17 protein-coding genes are annotated in these 20,273 nt (G+C 32.0%); all 17 read left to right on the top strand.

What is annotated here, in order from left to right:
• Positions 1-283 precede the first annotated feature (283 nt).
• Positions 284-688 carry a holo-ACP synthase gene (gene acpS, locus V7Q02_RS12215; protein ID WP_333861295.1) on the top strand — a complete coding sequence of 135 codons (405 nt, stop codon included), beginning with the start codon at positions 284-286 and terminating at the stop codon, positions 686-688.
• Positions 660-2,165: an NAD(P)H-hydrate dehydratase gene (locus tag V7Q02_RS12220; protein ID WP_333861296.1), complete on the top strand. Its 1,506-nt coding sequence runs from the start codon at positions 660-662 to the stop codon at positions 2,163-2,165. Before acpS ends, V7Q02_RS12220 begins: the two co-directional genes overlap by 29 nt.
• Positions 2,166-2,256: 91 nt before the next feature.
• Positions 2,257-2,862 carry a germination lipoprotein GerS-related protein gene (locus V7Q02_RS12225; RefSeq protein WP_333861297.1) on the top strand — a complete coding sequence of 202 codons (606 nt, stop codon included), beginning with the start codon at positions 2,257-2,259 and terminating at the stop codon, positions 2,860-2,862.
• A gap of 120 nt (positions 2,863-2,982) precedes the next feature.
• Positions 2,983-4,167, top strand: a complete 1,185-nt coding sequence (gene alr / locus V7Q02_RS12230) for an alanine racemase (protein WP_333861298.1) — start codon at positions 2,983-2,985, stop codon at positions 4,165-4,167.
• 731 nt (positions 4,168-4,898) lie between these two features.
• Positions 4,899-5,219, top strand: a complete 321-nt coding sequence (locus tag V7Q02_RS12235; RefSeq protein ID WP_041701016.1) for a CopG family ribbon-helix-helix protein — start codon at positions 4,899-4,901, stop codon at positions 5,217-5,219.
• Entirely contained in the window at positions 5,179-5,529 is a 351-nt protein-coding gene (locus tag V7Q02_RS12240; protein ID WP_012103902.1) for a type II toxin-antitoxin system PemK/MazF family toxin, read from the top strand. Before V7Q02_RS12235 ends, V7Q02_RS12240 begins: the two co-directional genes overlap by 41 nt.
• A gap of 179 nt (positions 5,530-5,708) precedes the next feature.
• Complete coding sequence (locus tag V7Q02_RS12245) at positions 5,709-6,533, top strand: transketolase (protein ID WP_333861300.1); 825 nt, start codon at positions 5,709-5,711, stop codon at positions 6,531-6,533.
• Entirely contained in the window at positions 6,533-7,474 is a 942-nt protein-coding gene (locus V7Q02_RS12250) for a transketolase family protein (protein ID WP_333861301.1), read from the top strand. Before V7Q02_RS12245 ends, V7Q02_RS12250 begins: the two co-directional genes overlap by 1 nt.
• 199 nt (positions 7,475-7,673) lie before the next feature.
• A complete protein-coding gene (gene ftsE / locus V7Q02_RS12255; RefSeq protein ID WP_333861302.1) occupies positions 7,674-8,360 on the top strand; it encodes a cell division ATP-binding protein FtsE in 687 nt (228 codons plus the stop codon).
• Positions 8,350-9,240: a permease-like cell division protein FtsX gene (ftsX, locus tag V7Q02_RS12260; RefSeq protein WP_333861303.1), complete on the top strand. Its 891-nt coding sequence runs from the start codon at positions 8,350-8,352 to the stop codon at positions 9,238-9,240. The genes ftsE and ftsX overlap by 11 nt, the downstream gene beginning before the upstream one ends.
• 202 nt (positions 9,241-9,442) lie before the next feature.
• Positions 9,443-10,618 (top strand): S41 family peptidase, encoded by a 1,176-nt coding sequence (locus V7Q02_RS12265; RefSeq protein WP_333861304.1) that lies wholly within the window; start codon positions 9,443-9,445, stop codon positions 10,616-10,618.
• 174 nt (positions 10,619-10,792) lie between these two features.
• The gene (locus tag V7Q02_RS12270; RefSeq protein ID WP_333861305.1) at positions 10,793-12,082 is read left to right on the top strand and encodes a PDZ domain-containing protein; all 1,290 of its coding nucleotides are present in this window, start codon (positions 10,793-10,795) and stop codon (positions 12,080-12,082) included.
• 3 nt (positions 12,083-12,085) lie between these two features.
• Positions 12,086-14,080 carry an excinuclease ABC subunit UvrB gene (gene uvrB, locus V7Q02_RS12275; RefSeq protein ID WP_333861306.1) on the top strand — a complete coding sequence of 665 codons (1,995 nt, stop codon included), beginning with the start codon at positions 12,086-12,088 and terminating at the stop codon, positions 14,078-14,080.
• Between the two features lie 25 nt (positions 14,081-14,105).
• A complete protein-coding gene (gene uvrA, locus V7Q02_RS12280; RefSeq protein ID WP_333861307.1) occupies positions 14,106-16,928 on the top strand; it encodes an excinuclease ABC subunit UvrA in 2,823 nt (940 codons plus the stop codon).
• 69 nt (positions 16,929-16,997) lie between these two features.
• Entirely contained in the window at positions 16,998-17,438 is a 441-nt protein-coding gene (locus V7Q02_RS12285; RefSeq protein WP_333861308.1) for an FHA domain-containing protein, read from the top strand.
• A 57-nt stretch (positions 17,439-17,495) separates the two neighbouring features.
• Positions 17,496-18,710 (top strand): FtsW/RodA/SpoVE family cell cycle protein, encoded by a 1,215-nt coding sequence (locus V7Q02_RS12290; protein ID WP_333861310.1) that lies wholly within the window; start codon positions 17,496-17,498, stop codon positions 18,708-18,710.
• A 4-nt stretch (positions 18,711-18,714) separates the two neighbouring features.
• Entirely contained in the window at positions 18,715-20,142 is a 1,428-nt protein-coding gene (locus V7Q02_RS12295; protein WP_333861311.1) for a peptidoglycan D,D-transpeptidase FtsI family protein, read from the top strand.
• Positions 20,143-20,273: the final 131 nt, after the last annotated feature.

Here is a 20,273-nt window from a genome sequence, read left to right on the forward strand (position 1 = left end):
ATGGGATTTTTTATATCTATAACTCTTTTTTTATTTTCGAACTCACGTTATATAAAAACGTAAAAGGTTGAGGTATATAATTTACAATGACACATAGCTAATCTTGAAAAAATTCTTAAATAGCTAGTAAGGTCATTAACAAAAATTTTTGTAATCATCTGTTAGTGTAAATTATATAGTTTAGTTTCAACTAAATCTAATTTGGTATTTACTGTGTGGATAAATAAATGTAATATAAGATATAATAGTATAATTCAAAAATAGCTCTGGGGGTGTATTGTATTTGATATTTGGTGTTGGAGTAGATATAGTTGAAATTAGAAGAATTAAGGAAGCCATTGAAAAGCATAATACTTTTATAGATAGAATTTTCAGCAAAAATGAGATAGAGTATCTTAAAAATAGAAATTTGAGGCCTGAATTTGTTGCAGGCAGGTTTGCAGCAAAAGAAGCTGTTGTTAAATCCTTGGGTAGTGGATTTAGGGGTTTTGATTTTAAAGATATAGAAATAGACAGAACTGCTTCTGGAAGACCAACTGTAATATTGAAAGGAAAGGCTAAGTTGATGGCAAATAAGTGTGGAAATTATAAAATCCATCTAAGTATATCTCATGGTGTAGACAATGCTATAGCTTATGCCATAATGGAGGTTGATAAGATTGAAGATATCCACTGTAAAGATGTCTAGAGACATAGATAATTATGCTATAGGCCAATTAAAAATACCTGGTATTGTTCTGATGGAAAATGCAGCATTAAAAGTGCTTAAAAATATAAATTTAACGAATTGTAACTCTTTCTGTGTAATATGTACCCGGGGTAATAATGGAGGAGATGGTTTTGCAGTAGCAAGGCATCTTTATAATTCAAATAAAAAAGTGCAGGTGTTTTTGGTAGGCAAGGAAGAAGGCATGAGTGAAGATTGTAAAGTTAATTATACTATTTTAAAGAATTTGGGATTGAATATATTAAGATTAGATTGTGAAGAAAAAGAAAAAATGGATATTCTTAAGGAATGTATACAAAAAAGTGATGTTACAATTGATGCATTGTTTGGAACAGGAATTTCCAGAGAAATAGCAGGGATACAAAGTGCTGTTATATCTTTAATGAATGAAAATAGCAACTATATAATTTCTATAGATGTTCCTTCAGGTCTCAATGGAGATACAGGAAAGGTTTTAGGAAACTGTGTAAGAGCTGATATAACTGTGACTTTTCAATTATATAAAAAGGGATTCTTGACATATGGAACTGATGAATTCACAGGAAAAGTATTAGTTGAGGATATGGGAATACCTAGAGAAGCTGTTAAAAAATTTGATATTAGTTATTTTATTATTGATAAGAATTTTGTCAGGAAAATCTTAAAAGAGAGAAATAAATTCTCGCATAAGGGAGATTATGGAAGAGTATTTGTTATAGCAGGTTCCAGTGGATTTACTGGTGCTGCCTATATATGTACAGAAGGAGCCATAAGAAGTGGCGCAGGACTTATTACTTTAGGCTGTTATAAAGATGTCAGAGCAATACTCAGTTCAAAGCTTATAGAAGGTATGACTGTAGATTTAAGTGAAACTATTGATTTAGAAAAAACCATGGAAAAGAGTGACGTTATTGCCATAGGTCCTGGCATGGGAAACAATAAAGATACATTGAAGTTAGTAGAAAAAGTTATAAGAAATTTTACAAAAACTGTAGTAATAGATGCAGATGGAATTAATGTTTTAAGTGAAAATCTTCATGTTTTAGAGGACAAAAGATGTACTGTAATTTTAACTCCTCACCTGGGAGAAATGTCCAGAATTACTGGCCTTGATGTTGAATATATAGAGGAAAATAGAATTCAGGTGGCAAAAGAGTTTGCAAAAGAAAAAAATGTAATTGTACTTTTAAAAGGATATAATACAATTATTACAGATGGAAATTTGGTAGCTGTAAATTCTACAGGAAATTCCTCAATGGCTTCAGGAGGCATGGGGGATTGTTTAACAGGAATTATAGCTTCTTTCATAGCCCAGAAATATAGTATTTTTGAAGCAGTATGTGCTGCAGTTTTTGTGCATGGATATTGTGGTGATAAATTATCTGAAAGTATGTTTTGTGTTAATGCAAGTCATATTTTAAAGGAACTTCCCTTTTCAATAAAAGAACTGATAGAGTAATTTAGGGTAAACCATTAAATTAAAAAAGTAATATAAAAAGACATAATAGAATAGATTAGTAGTGAAAAATTGTGAAATGCGGAGGTACAAAGTGAGAAAGAAATTAATACTTGGAATTATGTCTTTTGCTTTAATTATATTTTTTTCATCTTGTAATAAAAATACAAAAAATACAGAAGAGATAATATACTATTTGAAGGATTTAAATAGTTATAGCTGTAATGTAAATATATCCATAAAAAATTCTAAAGAAGAAATAAAATATAGTGGAAAACAATTTTATCATGTTAAATATGGTAATAGATTAGAGCTTGGAAAAGATGAAATAATTTTTTATAAACAAGATAAGGTAGTTGCAAAACGTATTGGAAATGGCAGTATATGCAATTACAATAAAAATTTTGATAGTCTGTTTAAGTTCTGCTTTATAAATCAATATATATCGTTGATCTATACTAATGAAAAAATTGAAAATTCATTCCAGAATATAAATAATCAGCAGTATCAAATTATACATCTGGATATACCGGGAAATAATAAAAATATAAGTAAGGCAGAATTATATGTAAGTACAAAAAACAGTACTCCCACATATTTGATAATATATGATTCTGATGGAAAGGAGAGGGTAAAAGTACAGTATACTGAGTTTAAAGCCAATCCAGAATTAGGAAAAGATGTGTTTGACATAAGTTAGTTCTTATTTGGAAGACTTTTAATTTTTATAATATATTCACATTCATAATAAAAAAGGTATATAATTTTAGTATGTTTTTATTTTTAATAAATAAGATTATAAAAGATGAGGTGATATATTATGTTTCAAAAGTATAGACCTGTTTGGGAAGAAATTAACTTAGACAACCTTCTATATAATATAGGACAAATAAAGTCTAAAATAGGAGATAAGGAATTGGTAGGCGTTATTAAGGCTGATGCTTATGGTCATGGAGCAGTGGAAGTTGCAGAGGTATTGTTAGAAGCTGGAATAAATAGATTTGCTGTAGCAGTTTTGGAAGAGGCAATAGAACTTAGAAAAAATAAAGTTGAAGTTCCTATAATGGTGCTTGGTATAATACCAGATGCATTTTTAGATGAAATAATTGACTACGATATAGAACCTATAGTACCTTCTTATGACTATGCAGATAAATTGTTTAAATTAGCACAAGGCAAAGATAAAAAAATAAAAGTACATATTGCATTAGATACAGGTATGGGAAGAATAGGATTTCCCATAGAGTCAGATAGTGTAGAAGAGATAAGTAAAATAAGTAAATTACCCAATATGGAAATACAGAGTTTATTTTCACATTTTTCTACAGCAGATGAAGTGGATAAGGTATATAGTTATGAGCAATTTAAAAAGTATGAATTATTATATGAAGAATTGATAAAGAAAAATGTGAAAATAAATATGAGAACTATATCAAACAGTGCGGCTATAATGGAATTGCCTGATACTTATTGTGATTTAGTTAGACCTGGCATAATAATGTACGGGTATTATCCTTCTGCAGAAGTGGAAAAGAAGAATTTAAGTATAAAACCCATAATGACTTTAAAAGCCAATGTAGTTTATGTGAAGACACTAGAATCAGGGAGCTATATTGGATATGGAAGAAAATTTAAATGTGCTAGAAAAAGTATAATAGCCACATTGCCTCTGGGATATGCGGATGGATATACTAGAAGATTATTTGGCAAGGCAAAGGTTATCATAAATGGCAAGTTTGCTCCAGTGGTAGGGAATATATGCATGGATCAATGCATGATAGATGTAACAGATGTAGGTAAGGTTAATGTAGGGGATGAAGTTATACTTATAGGAGAAAAGAACGGACTGAAGTTTAATGCAGATGATATAGCTGAAATCATTGGAACCATAAGCTATGAAGTACTTTGTATGATAAGCAAAAGGGTTCCAAGGGTATATATAAAAGGAGGGGAGGTAGTTAAAGTTAAAAATTATTTGATATCAAGTGATTTAGAAGTTATGTAAGGTAGAAATTAGCTGATATTCTATATTCTTTAAATTAGGAGATAAGTACTGCTTCTGACCCTAATAAGTTTTTCTAAGGCTTATATGTATATAAACATTAGAGTTGTGAATATAAATTTTAAAATTGGTATAATATATAATAAATGATTAAATGATAGAATAAAAAATTTGTTTTTAAATATATAAATACAATTTTTATGTAATATAGATTTTATTGCAATTTATCCGAACGCTGCCATTGCTAACACTCCCATCTTCTTTAAAGTGGGAGATAAACACTGCTACACGCTTGGATAAGTTCTTCCCCTAAAGGATAACGTATATCTAAGTGCTAAAGACATAAAAACACTAAGAATACTGTTAATAAGGCTCAGAGGAGATATATTTCTCTATAGTAAATTCCACCTGAACCTAAGAATCACTTGATTAGTGTATACGAGAAATATAAATCTTGTTACTAGATATTGTGTATTTTATTATAAATTGAAAATAAACACATATATACATAAATTAATATCCAATATTTTACATAATAAATCATAATATGCTTAAATAGAGACGTATAAAAGGTTATATTAAATATTTATGAAGATAAAAAGCCCTATGTAAAAAATTACAAGTAGAAAAATGATGAAATTATAGATAATTTCTTTGACACAATTATAGATTTGGTACTATAATTGGTTTGTATATATCTTTCGCTTAGGGTAATAGGAGGTATTAATTTGTATATGTCAACTTCAAAAAGATTAGTAATAAACCTCTCAGAAACACTATATAATGAATTCAACAAGGCACTCAAAGAAGATTGCAAAAAAAGAAGTGAATTTATTAGGGAAGTTATCATATTATATATTAGTGAGAAAAAAAGGTTAAATAAAATATCAGAAATGGAAAAAGGGTATAGGGAAATGGCGCAGCTTAATCTTGAATTCGCAGAAATGGGCTTTGCAAGTGACATGAAAGAATTTAAAGAATATGAAGCGAAGCTTTCGGAGAGTGATTTGCAAGATGACAACAATAGTGAAAAGAGGAGATATATTTTATGCTGATTTAAGTCCAGTGGTTGGTTCTGAACAAGGAGGGGTAAGGCCTGTTATAATAATACAAAATGATGTAGGCAATAAATACAGTCCTACAGTAATTGTTGCAGCTATTACCTCTCAGATAAATAAAGCAAAACTTCCAACACATGTAGAAATATCATCAGAAGCTTATGGACTTAATAAAGATTCAGTGGTATTGCTTGAACAAATAAGGACTTTAGACAAAAGAAGATTGAAGGAAAAGATTGGCCACATGACAGATGTTGACATGGAAAAAGTGGATGGAGCACTTTTAGTAAGTGTTGGACTTCAATAAGTACTCCATATAAAATTAATTATGTGCCAATGATTTTAATTTTATAAATAACTTTACCGATATAACCCCCTGTGGTTTACCACAGGGGTAAAGTTTTGTATGGTTTTTATATATAAAAATAAAATTTTATGTTAAAATAACTATAAAAAGTTTTTAGTTTATTTTAGGAGGTTAAGTTTGTGGAAAAAAATATAGAGAAACTTGAGAAGATTGCAGTGTCTATAAGAAAAAATATAATAAAAATGCTAACTAAAGCTGGATCGGGGCATCCAGGAGGTTCTTTATCCATAGTAGAAATTTTGACTGTTCTATACTTTTATGAAATGAATATCAATCCACAGAATTTTAGGGATTTAAATAGGGATAGATTTGTACTTTCGAAAGGTCATGCTGCTCCTGCACTTTATAGCACCCTTGCTGAAAGAGGGTATTTTAATGTGGATGAACTTCAATCCCTTAGAAAATTAGGTTCTATGCTTCAAGGTCATCCTAACATGAATGATGTACCTGGGGTAGATATGTCCACAGGATCTTTAGGTCAAGGGGTATCTGCAGCAGTAGGAATGGCACTAGGCGGCAAAATTGACAATAAGGAGTATAGGGTATATACCATACTTGGAGATGGAGAACTTGAAGAAGGAGAAGTATGGGAAGCTGCTATGGCTGCAGCACACTATAAACTAGATAACCTTACAGCTTTCGTAGATGCTAATGGACTTCAAATAGACGGCCCTTGTGAGGAAGTAATGTCTGCATATCCTATTTCAGATAAATTCAAAGCATTTAACTGGAATGTTATAGAGGCAGATGGTCACAGCTTTAAAGAACTCATAGAGGCTGTTGAGGAGGCTAAATCAGTTAAAGGCAAACCTACTGTGATAATTTGCAGTACTGTTAAAGGTAAAGGGGTTTCTTTTATGGAAAACCAGGTGGGCTGGCATGGAACAGCACCTAATATAGAACAATGTGAGAAAGCTTTAAGTGAAATAGGAGGTGAAGAGTAATGTCAAATAAGATAGCAACTAGAGAAGCTTATGGAAAGATATTATTGGAATTAGGAGAAAAAAATGAAAAGATAGTGGTTTTTGATGCAGATTTGTCCAAATCCACTAAAACATGCAACTTTGGAAAAGCATATCCTGAAAGGTTTATGGATATGGGTATAGCTGAATCTAATATGATGGCAGTAGCTGCGGGGATTTCTACCTGTGATAAAATACCTTTTGTAAGTACCTTTGCTATATTTGCCACAGGAAGGGCTTTTGAACAAGTAAGGAATTCAATATGTTATCCTAATTTAAATGTTAAAATATGTGCTACTCATGCAGGAATTACTGTAGGGGAAGATGGAGCATCTCACCAGTCTGTGGAAGATATATCCCTTATGAGGAGTATACCTAATATGACAGTTATATGTCCAAGTGATGCAGTAGAAACAGAAGAGGCTATTAAAGCTATAGTGGAGAAGAAGGGTCCCTGTTATGTAAGGCTTGGAAGATCCGGGGTACCTGTTATAAATGATAATAAAGATTATAAATTTGAAATTGGGAAATCGGTGAAATTACGGGAAGGTAAAGATGCAGTGATTATATCCACAGGTATAATGGTAGATGCAGCACTAGAAGCTTATAATATATTGGCTGAGGAAGGTATAAAGGTGTCAGTTTTAAATGTACATACAATAAAACCTATAGATAAAGATCAGATAATAAAAGAAGCTAGAGGAGCAGGCGTTGTTATAACTGCGGAAGAGCATAGTATTATTGGAGGACTTGGCTCTGCAGTGTGTGAAGTTTTAAGTGAAAACTTGCCTACTACTGTAGTAAGAGTGGGGATAAAGGACACTTTTGGGGAAAGTGGCAAGCCTGCTGAACTTTTGAAGGCTTATGGATTAACGGCAGAAGATATAGTTAAAGCAGTAAAAAAGGGATTGACATTAAAATAAATTATTATAAAAACGATGCTATAGAATTTTATAACATCGTTTTTTTATGGATCATCTTGAAGCAAACATAATGTAAATACTATTTTAATAGTTTATTTAATGTTAATAATTTTACAATTTTGGTTCTTCACCCTTTATGATATAATAAACTTTATAATGTGACAGTTTTTGAAAATGTATTAAGTATGAGGAGGTTTACATGATAGAGTTTAAAAACGTAAGTATGGTTTATAATAATAACATATTTGCATTGTCTAATATAAATTTGGAAATAGAAAAAGGTGAATTTGTTTTTTTAGTGGGCTCCAGCGGGGCAGGAAAAACTACCTTTGTAAAGGCTCTTTTAAAAGAAATTCAACCTACAACTGGTGATATTATAGTGAATAATATAAATGTTACAGGATTAAAAAGGAATCAAATACCTTTTTATAGGAGAAAATTAGGAGTGGTTTTTCAAGATTTTAGATTGATACCTACACTTAATGTGTATGAAAATGTAGCATTTGCAATGAGGGTTATAGAAGCTCCTTTAAAAGATATAAGAAAAAAAGTACCTGTGGTATTATCTTTAGTGGGGCTATCCAGTAAGTATAAATCATTTCCTCATGAGCTTTCAGGAGGAGAGCAGCAAAGGGTTTCTCTGGCAAGGGCTATAGTGAATAATCCTTCTATATTAATAGCAGATGAACCTACGGGAAATTTGGATCCTGATACTTCTATGGATATAATGGATACCATAAATGATATAAATCATGCAGGAACTACGGTATTAATGGCAACCCATGCAAGTAGTATAGTTAATTCCATGAGGAAAAGAGTTATAGAAATAGAAAATGGGATCATTATAAGAGATGAGCAAAGGGGTGCATATGAGTATGAGGATTAGTACCATAAACTTCTTTATAAAAGATGCTTTTAGAAGTTTAAATAGGAATAAAACTATAAGTATAGCAGCAGCAGCTACAGTGGCAGCCACATTATTTATATTTGGTATAGCTATACTTGCAATGCTTAATATCAAGCAGGGTGTACTTGAGGTTCAGTCCAAGATAGAGGTAAAAGTTTATCTTAAAGACAATATAACTAAAGTTCAAAGAGAAAATATTGAAAAAAAGGTCAATTCCACAGATGGCATAGTTAAGGTAACTTATGAAACAAAATCTGAAGCATTGAGCAAATTTAAAAATCAGTTAGGAGAGCAAAATAAGTCTCTTGTAGAGGGGCTAGATAAGGACAATCCTATTCCTGGTGCATTTATAATTAAGGTTAAAGAGCCTGAAATTGTATCTACAGTAGTTAAAAATATAGAAAACATGCCTGGTATAGAGAGTGTGCAAGATGGAAGAGGTATTGTAGATAAGATTATAGCTATAAGCAGAACAATAAAATGGGCAGGAAGTATCATACTTATAATACTAATTGGAGTTTGTTTATTTCTAATAGGAAATACTATAAGGATAACATTATATTCCAGAAGAAAAGAGATAGGTATAATGAAATATATTGGTGCCACAGACTGGTTTATACGATGGCCTTTTATTATAGAAGGTATTATAATAGGACTCATAGGAGCAGTGGTTTCAAATATAATATTATATTACCTATATAAAATAGTGTATAATAAAGCATCCAATGTTCTTATAATGATTCAAATGGTTAACCCTCAGTATGTAATAACTAATATTTTAGGTATATTTGCCTTAGCAGGTGTAATTATAGGTGCTGTAGGCAGCGTATTATCTATCAGAAAATTTCTTGCAGTTTAGTTTTTGAAAAATTTATTTAGGTAAAATACATAAGTGGAGAGCATGTAGAATATTTTAATTTCTGCATGCTGATTTTATATATTCTATGAATAAAGTAATAATAAATAGTGGTGCAAATTTATTTTTTTTAGTGTTATAATTATTTAAGATTTACATAAATACTATATATAGTGAATGTTTCAGAAAACGAGGTGTTAATGGATTGAAGATTAAAAGAAAATGGATAGCATATACTGTAGTTATTGTAATTATAACAAATGTTCTTACACTGTTTGGTACAGTTAGTTTTATAAAAAATGCCCAGGGAGATGCAGTGGGTAAATTTGAAAAATTATTTGAAGTGAGAAATCAATTATATAAGTATTATTATGGTTCTATAGACGATAGCGTATTAGTTGAGGGAGCTATTAAAGGCATGACAGAGTCTTTAAATGATCCATATACTGTGTTCATGAATAAAAAGGAATTTGAAAGTTTTAGTGTCCAGACTGAGGGAAACTATTATGGAATTGGAATTCAGGTCATGGCAAAGGAAAACAATATTGTAGTGGTAGATGTATTTGATAATTCTCCGGCAAAACAACAAGGAATAACTTCAGGCGACATAATACAAAAGGTAGATGGAATTGCTGTAACTGGAAAAAATTTAGATAAGGCTGTATCTCTTATAAAGGGAAAAGAGAATACAAAAGTTACCCTTACATTACATAGGGCAAATAAAAATAGTTTTGATGTAGAGGTCGAAAGAAAAAAGATAGATATTAAAACTGTAAAAGGTGAAATGCTTCAAGGTAGTGTGGCATATGTTCAAGTAGATATGTTTGATGAAAATACAGCAGAAAGTTTTAAAGAGGAATTAAATAAATTAAGTTCCCAGGGAATGAAATCTTTAATTGTGGACTTAAGAGATGATCCGGGAGGAATGCTGGATCAGTGTGTGGATATGGTTTCTAATTTTGTTTCCAGGGATAAGGTAATAGTTTCAACTATAGATAAATATAAAAATAAAAAGGAATATAAGTCAAAGGGAGGAAACTTCAATAATTTACCTGTAACCATACTTACCAATGAAAATACAGCTAGTGCTTCAGAAATATTTTCAGGATCATTGAAAGACTATAAGCTTGCAACCATAGTTGGAAAAAAGACTTATGGAAAAGGGGTAGTTCAAACTATATTGGATACAGGAGATAGCACTGCACTTAAAGTTACTATATCGAAGTACTATACTCCAAGTGGCAATGATATAAATAAAAAGGGAATAAATCCTGATGTAGAAGTGGAGTATCCAGATGAACTTAAAGGGTCCAGCTATGATAGGAACAAGGATCCACAGTTTAATAAAGCCTATGAAATAGCAAAAAATAAGGTGAAATAAGCAGATTTTAGATCCAATTGCAAATATATCTTGAGTTTTTAAGTTAGACAGACAAACTCTGTCTAATTTAATTTATTCAATTATTGTACTTATAAGTTTAAAAATAAAAAGATTTTAAAATATAAAGAATTTCAAAATTAAGAATTTTGTTTATGGAGAGGGGAATTAATTTTAATGATACTATTGTACACATTAAAATCTGTAGCTTTTGCACTTACAGAACCATATTTAGTGCTTCTTTTAGCTATATTGGCATTTACATTATATAGAAAAAATAAACAGACAGTTATAATGCAGCAAATGATAATTGGAGAAAAGATTAATTCTCCTTTTGAGCTTACAATATCTCAAATTGTAATGGGAATTTTTGGCGGAATCCTTGCAAGTGTTATTATGTCCTATCTTGGGGTGATTTTTGATGAAAATTCAGCTATAGATTTGATATTTTTAGCCTCAATAGTTTTTATGTTTTTTAATCCTAGATTTATATGTTTTTCTTATTCTGGTGCAATATTAGGATTTATAAGTATTGTATTGAGTGTATTATCACAACAGCTTAATATAGCTAGTCTGAATTTCTTGAAAATAGATGTAGTTTCACTTATGAGTATGGTAGCCATATTACATTTAGTAGAAGGAATTTTAATTATTATAGATGGTAAAAGAGGTGCTATCCCTGTTTTTACCAGTAAAGATGGAAATATAATAGGTGGATTTGCACTTCAGAGATATTGGGCAATTCCTATGGCCATAATTTTTATGCTTCATCCAAAGTCTATAGTGGGCAATTTTTCACAGATATCTGTTCAAGATTGGTGGCCTCTGATAAATACCTCCATATCCCATAACATTTTACAAAATGCTGTCATGGTGTTAATACCATTTTATGCAGTCATGGGATATAATAGTGTAACATTTACTAGGGACATTAAACAAAAAACAGCTATGTCAGGAGGTCTTGTGATTTTATATAGTTTGGTTTTATTTGGAGTAGCACAAGTTGCTGTTTTAAATATATGGCTTAAATTATTGTTATTGGTGTTTGCACCATTGGCTCATGAAGGAATTATACTGCTTCAGAGAAATTTAGAAATAAAAGGTAAACCTAAATACATAAGTAGTAGTGAAGGGATTATGGTATTGGCAGTAGCACCTAACTCTCCTGCCAATGAAATGGGAATTAAAAGTGGAGATTTGCTGGTGGAAATAAATAGTGAGAAAATAGAAAATGAAGACAGGATAATGGAGATAATAAAAGAGTGTTCAAATTTTATATGGTTTAAAGTAAAAAGAGTAGCTGGAAACTTTGAACAAGTTAGTTATAATAGGATGAATAAAAACAAAAGACTTGGAATAGTTTTTGTTCCAAGGAATGTTCCTAAAAATAGCATGGTAGTAAAATTAGATAAAAATAGATTTTCAGAAATACTAAATAAAATAAAAAACAAGGATAAGGATGATTGATAAATGGGGAAATTTAAAGTACATTCTCAATTTAGCCCTACAGGAGATCAACCACAGGCTATAGAAAGTATATCCAACCATATTTTAAAAGGAGATAAATTCCAGACATTGCTTGGAGTCACTGGTTCCGGTAAAACATTTACCATGGCAAACATAATAGAAAAAGTACAAAAGCCTACACTGGTACTTGCCCATAATAAAACTTTGGCAGCACAGCTTTGTTCGGAATTCAAAGAGTTTTTTCCAGAAAATTGTGTAGAGTATTTTGTATCTTATTATGACTACTATCAACCAGAGGCATATATACCTCAAACAGATACTTATATAGAAAAGGATGCATCTATAAATGATGAAATTGATAAATTAAGACATTCTGCCACCTCTGCATTACTGGAGAGAAAAGATGTAATAGTAGTTGCATCTGTATCCTGCATTTATGGATTGGGAAATCCAGAGGAATATAAAAGGTTGACTTTATCTTTAAGACAGGGAATGATAAAAAATAGGGACGAGGTGCTTAAAAAGTTAGTAGAAATTCAATATGAAAGGAATGACTTAAACTTTGTAAGAGGTACCTTCAGGGTAAAAGGAGATACTGTAGATATATTTCCTGCCTCTTCAGCAGAACATGGCATACGGGTGGAGTTTTTTGGAGACGAAATTGATAAAATAAGGGAGTTTGATGTGTTAACGGGGGCAACCCTTGGAATAAGAAAACATGTTTCTATATTTCCAGCATCCCACTTTGCCACTTCACGAGAAAGGTTGGAAATGTCCATAGGGAAAATAGAAGCAGAGTTAGAAGATAGGCTTAAAAAACTTATCGCTGAAGATAAATTACTAGAAGCTCAGAGATTAAAGCAGAGAACTAATTTTGACATAGAAATGATGAGAGAAATGGGATATTGTAATGGCATCGAGAATTATTCCAGGATATTGGATGGAAGAGCAAAAGGAACTCCTCCTCAAACTCTCATAGACTATTTTCCAAAGGATTTTATTTTGTTTATAGATGAGAGTCATGTTACTCTTCCCCAGGTAAAAGCCATGTATGCAGGAGACAGATCCAGAAAGGAATCTTTAGTAGAGTATGGTTTTAGACTGCCGTCTGCCTTTGACAACAGACCTCTAAAATTTGAAGAGTTTCAGAATAAGTTGAATCAAGTAGTATTTGTAAGTGCAACTCCTTCAGAATATGAATTAGTAAATTCCGAGAATATAGCAGAACAAATATTAAGGCCTACAGGATTATTGGATCCTGAAATTATAGTAAAACCCATTAAAGGGCAAATTGATGATCTTTATGATAATATACAAGAAACTGTACGTAGAGGATACAGAGTGCTTGTTACAACTCTCACTAAGAAAATGGCTGAGGACTTAACAGAATATTTTAAAGATATGGATGTAAAAACAAGATATCTTCATTCCAGTATAACTACTATAGACAGAATGAAAATAATAAGGGATTTAAGAAAAGGCGAATTTGATGTATTAGTAGGAATTAACTTGCTGCGAGAGGGCCTTGATATACCGGAAGTTGCACTGGTTGCAATTTTGGATGCTGATAAAGAAGGGTTTTTAAGATCAGAAAAGTCTCTTATACAGACCATAGGAAGAGCAGCCAGAAATTCTGAAAGCAAGGTTATAATGTATGCAGATACCATTACAAATTCTATGGATAAGGCAATAAGTGAAACTAAAAGAAGAAGACAGATACAAATGGAGTATAATAAAAAGAAAGGGATAAAACCTAAAACTATTAATAAAGCAATTAGGGAAATAATAGAATCTACTATGGTTTTAGAAGAAGAAGAGACATATAGTACTTTAGAAGAAGCTGTAAAGGCAGATCATAAGAAGTTGGAAGAAATTATTAAAGAACATGAAAAGCAAATGGCTGCGGCAGCTAAGGAATTAAGATTTGAAGAAGCAGCAAAACTAAGAGATGAAATTGCAAAATTAAAAAAGCAGAAAAAGCAGAATGTTTATAAATAACCAAATTATCTAAGGAGTAAAATTAATGAAAAATAGCATAGTGATAAAAGGTGCTAAAGTTCACAATTTAAAAAATGTAGATTTGACGCTACCAAGAGATAAATTTATAGTATTTACCGGACTTTCAGGTTCGGGAAAGTCTTCTTTAGCTTTTGATACTCTATATGCAGAAGGTCAAAGAAGATATGTAGAATCCCTATCTGCCTATGCCAGGCAATTTTTAGGGCAAATGGATAAACCGGAAGTTGAATATATTCAAGGATTGTCGCCAGCCATATCCATAGATCAAAAGACAACTAGCAGAAATCCCCGTTCCACTGTAGGTACAGTTACTGAAATATATGATTATTTAAGATTATTATATGCCCGTATAGGAGTTCCTCATTGTCCCAAATGCGGCAGGAAAATAACACAGCAGACCATAGATCAAATGGTAGACAGGGTTATGGACATGGTGGAGGGAACTAAGATACAGATTCTTTCCCCACTGGTAAGGGGACGTAAGGGAGAACATTTAAAGATTCTGGATAATATAGTTAAAAATGGATTTATAAGAGCCAGAATTGATGGAAATATAGTGGATCTTCAAGATGAAGAAGTAAAGCTGGAAAAAAATAAAAAACACACCATTGAAGTAGTAGTAGATAGAATTGTAATAAAAGAAGAAATAAGAAGCAGACTGGCAGATTCTATAGAAATGGCACTTAAACTGTCTGAGGGAATAGTTATTATAAATGTTATTTCAGGGGAAGATATTTTATTTAGTGATAAATTTGCATGCCCGGATTGTGGAATAAGCTTGGGAGAAATTACTCCAAGAACTTTTTCCTTCAATGCTCCTTTTGGCAAGTGTGATACTTGTGATGGACTTGGCACATTACTTGAAATAGATGACAATCTTATAATACCCGATAAGAAAAAGAGTATAATGGATGGAGCTGTAATGTGTTGGGGAGAGGGAAGTCTAAAAGAAGACTCCTGGACTTTTAGCATATTGAAAGCTTTATCTGGTAAATATAATTTCAAATTGGATACTCCCATAGAAAAATTGGATCCTGATATTTTAGATATGCTGCTGCACGGATTAAAGGGAGAAAAGATAAGAGTTAGATATAAAAAAGAAAATAGAGTGGTGGACTTTAATCATTCTTTTGAAGGAATAGTAAATAATTTAAAGAGAAGGTATATGGAAACAAACTCAGATTATATAAAAAGAGAAGTAGAAAATTATATGAGTCATAATCCATGTCCAAAATGCAGGGGAGCAAGGTTGAAGCCGGAAGTTCTAGCAATTACAGTTGGTGAAAAGAATATTTTTGAATTGTGCAGCATGTCTATAAAGGAGGAACTGAAGTTTTTTAAAGAACTAAAGTTATCTGAAAAGGACACTATAATAAGTGAGCAGATATTAAAGGAAATAAACTCCAGATTAGAATTTTTAATAGATGTAGGCTTGGATTATCTGACTTTATCTAGAACAGCAGGAACTTTATCGGGAGGAGAAGCCCAGAGGATAAGACTTGCTACACAAATAGGATCTAGTCTTGTAGGAGTGCTTTATATATTAGATGAACCAAGTATAGGACTTCATCAGAGGGATAACGACAGATTGATATCCACTTTAAAACATTTAAGGGATCTTGGAAATACGGTTGTAGTTGTAGAACATGATGAAGATACTATAAGAGAGTCAGATTTTATAGTAGATATAGGACCGGGAGCAGGGGAACATGGAGGAGAAGTTGTTGTCTGTGGAAGTGTTTCAAATATTATAGAATGTGATGCTTCCATAACAGGGCAGTATTTAAGCGGCAAGAAAAAAATAAAAACACCGGAGATTAGGAGAAAAGGAAATGGAAAATCCATAAAGGTAATAGGAGCCAGAGAAAATAATTTAAAAGATGTAACTGTAGAATTTCCACTTGGAGTATTTAATTGTGTTACAGGAGTATCTGGCTCAGGAAAGAGTACTTTAGTAAATGAGATATTATATAAGTCTTTACACAAAAAGTTAAATAGCTCAAGGCATAATCCTGGAAAGCATAAAGATATTTTAGGAATGGAAAATATAGATAAAGTAATAAATATAGATCAAAGTCCTATAGGAAGAACTCCCAGGTCAAATCCTGCAACTTATACAGGAGTATTTGACATAATAAGACAGGTGTTTTCAAATACTAATGAAGCAAAGGTAAGAGGATATAAACCAGGACGATTCAGCTTTAATGTAAAAGGCGGAAGATGTGAGGCTTGCAGCGGTGATGGAATAATAAAAATAGAAATGCAGTTTTTATCAGATGTATATGTTCCCTGTGAAGTGTGTAAAGGAAAAAGATATAATAGAGAGACACTAGAAGTAAAATACAAGAATAAAAATATTGCCCAGGTACTTAATATGACTGTAGAGGAATCACTGAAATTTTTTGAAAATATACCCAGAATAAAAAACAAATTACAGACTTTGATGGATGTAGGACTTGGATACATTAAATTAGGTCAGCCATCAACACAGTTATCTGGAGGAGAAGCCCAAAGAATTAAACTAGCTTATGAACTATCCAAGAGAAGTACGGGGAAAACCATATATATATTAGATGAACCTACTACAGGACTTCATATAGATGATGTAAATAAACTTATAAGTATACTTCAGAGAATTGTAAATGCAGGAAATACAGTAGTTGTTATAGAGCACAATTTAGATGTGATAAAGTGTGCAGATTACATCATTGATCTTGGTCCTGAAGGAGGAAATAAGGGTGGAACTATTCTCTGTACGGGTACCCCGGAGCAGGTAGCTGAAAATAAAAACTCCTATACAGGACAATATCTGAAAAAGATGATATAATTTATGTAAAGACTAGCTGCTATACTTACCATGCTAGTCTTTACATGTGTTAAGGGAGGATATCTTTAAATGGATTTAAGTAAATTAAGTATGATTTTTAAAATTGTGATTATAGGTATAGTTTATATTATAATATTTTGGGCATTAAAGATAATGTATAAAGATATAAAAAATGGAGGAAAAAGAAATAGAAAAATGATTAAAAAATCCTTTGGACTTGAAGTAGTTAATCCAGGCAAAAATTCAAACCTTAGAAGAGGTGCTGTAATTCCTGTAAGAAGAGAGGTGACCATAGGAAGGAAAAATGACAATCAGCTTATATTGGAAGATCCATATACATCAGGTCATCATGCTAGGATTTATATAAAAAATGCAAAAGATTGTGTACTAGAAGATCTTGGAAGTACCAATGGAACTCTTTTGAATGGTAAAAAATTAAGAGGAAAGCATTATTTAGCTCCTGGAGATGAAATTAAAATTGGAAATACAGCTTTTAAAGTTATAGGATAGTTGATTAAATGTTCTTGATATGGGAATTTACTATAATATTTATAGGTGGTGAATATATTGGATACTACTAGAGACGAGAAGAAACTGTTAAGATATACATATTTGTTATGTTTTGTTTGTTTCTTGAATTTAGCAATAATAAAACAGCCCTTTGATAAAGGTGCTATGGTAATGGCGGTGGTAGTGTGCCTATTAATAGGATATTCTTATTTTGTAATAAGAAAATTTTTTTCTGACGGGGATAAATACATATTTATTTTTTCAAGTATATTGTCAGTTATAGGTATGGTAATGTTGTATAGAATAGATATGACTGTGGCCATTAAACAGATAATATGGTTTGCAATCGGGGTTACAGGCTTTATACTTATTGTAGTTTTAATGCCGGATACCAGTAGATTTAGCAAATATAAATACATATATTTAATATGCACATTGATATTTATGGGGATGGGTACGGTTGTAGGAAGTGCTACAGGCAATGAAATAAATGGTGCAAAAAACTGGGTTGATTTAGCGGGAATTCAATTTCAGCCTTCAGAATTTGCAAAACTGTTTTTAGTAGCATATTTGGCATCAGATTTAAAAAACTATAAAAATTTTAAAAACTTAATAGTACCGGGCATAGTGGTAATGATATCTTTAGCTTTTATGGTACTTCAAAAGGATTTGGGGTCTGCCCTTATATTTTTTGGAATAGCTGTGACTATGCTTTATATAGCTACCTCTAAATTCAGGTATGTATTGATTTGTTTCTTACTTTCATCAGGAGGAGCTTTTATTAGTTATAAACTGTTTAATCATGTTAGAACCAGAATTATGATATGGAAAAATCCCTGGCCTTACGCTACAAATGAAAGTTATCAAATTGTACAATCTATGTTTTCCATAGCTTCCGGAGGGCTTACAGGTACGGGACTAGGACTTGGACATCCAGAATATGTTCCTATTAATACAACCGATTTTATATTTGCGGTGCTCTGTGAAGAGTTAGGAATATTAATAGGTTTTTCTATAATAATATTGTATTTTTTATTATTTTATAGATGTATGAGAGCTGCAGTATATGGCAGCGATGAGTTTTCAAGACTTCTTGCGGTGGGTTACAGTGCGATGATAGCATCTCAGGTTTTAGTCATAGTGGGAGGGGTTATGAATGCCATCCCACTGACAGGTATAACCCTTCCGCTGGTAAGTAGGGGAGGCAGTTCCATGCTTATAACATTTTTTTCTTTAGGTATAATACAAAAGATATCGGAAGAAGGTAGATAATAAGATGAATGACATATTGAATAATATAAAAAAGGTAATGATGGTTTTTTTAATATGTTTCATAGCACTCATCTCTTATATGACTTATTTTGAGATGTCCATTGGACCTAGTATAGTAAATAATTCCTATAACAGGAGATTATGGATAAAAAGAAATGAGGTGCTCAGAGGAACTATATATGATAGAAATGGTAATGCCCTTACTAAAAGCGAACCTTTAAATCAAGAAAATCAGAAAAGAGAATATACAGGCGGAGCAATGTTTGCCCATGCATTGGGATATGTGGATATCAAGTACGGTATTACAGGACTTGAAAGAAAATATGACGAAGAATTGATGTCTACCAATATCAAAGATAGTATAAAAAGTCTCATCAAAAATAAAGGGAAAACTCAAAAAAAAGTTGGGAATAGTTTAAAAACCACTTTGGATCTAGAAACGCAAAAGGCAGCCTATGATTTATTGGGAGACAACAAGGGAGCTGTAGTAGTGTTAAACCCTAAAACTGGAGAAATAATAGCTATGGTATCAAAACCCTCTTTTGATCCAAATGATTTAGCAAATACTTGGGAGCAATTAAATAAAGATGACAGTAGACCTCTTATAAATAGGGCTACAGCGGGACTCTATCCACCGGGCTCTACTTTTAAGACTATAACTGCCATAAGTGCTTTAGAGAATATAAGTGGAATTCAAGGAAGATATTTTAATGATACTGGAGAGTTATATATAGGGGGAGATTATACTCTTCATAATTTTCAGGGAGAAGTTTTAGGGAGTATTAATTTTAAAGATGCATATACTCATTCTAGTAATGTGTATTTTGGTTCTCTAGGCCTTGAACTTGGAAATGAAAAGCTGAAACAAACTGCAGAAAAGTTTTTCTTTAACAAGGAAATTCCTGCAGACGGTATTTCTGTGGAGCCTAGTAAATTTCCAGAGTTGAAATCCTATGAAAAAGGAAGTATAGCCCAAAGTGCCATAGGGCAAAGCAGTGACTTGGCAAGTCCTCTTCAAATGGCAGTGGTTACAAGTACTATAGCAAATGGAGGGATTCTTATGAAGCCTCACCTGGTAAGTGATGTAACCAATAGTCAGGGGGAGGAAGTAAAGGGTATACAGCCAGAGCAGGTAGGACAGATAATTTCTTCGGATGTAGCTGCTACCATGAAAGATGCAATGAGATCTGTAGTAGAATCAGGAACGGGAACCAATGCTTCAGTAGAAGGAGTAGAAGTAGCAGGAAAAACGGGAACAGCGGATAATGAGTCGCAGGGTAAAGATTCAGCTCCCCATGCCTGGTTTATAGGATTTGCACCCTACGAGGATCCTCAGGTAGCGGTGGCAGTAATTGTGGAGAATGGAGGACAAGGAGGAAAACTAGCAGCCACCATAGCATCGGAAGTAATAAGAACTGCCCTTCGAAAATAGTTTAAATTTTAATTTTTATAGGGAATTTTAGCGGTAAAAGATAAAGTTTCTCTGAATTTAATGTTATAATATAGGTACTTAAAAAGTCGTTAAATGGAAATTTGATATTATAATTGTTTTTAAAGGAGAAA

It is taken from the genome of Clostridium sp. (assembly GCF_036781005.1).
Taxonomy (GTDB): Bacteria; Bacillota; Clostridia; order Clostridiales; family Clostridiaceae; genus Clostridium_B.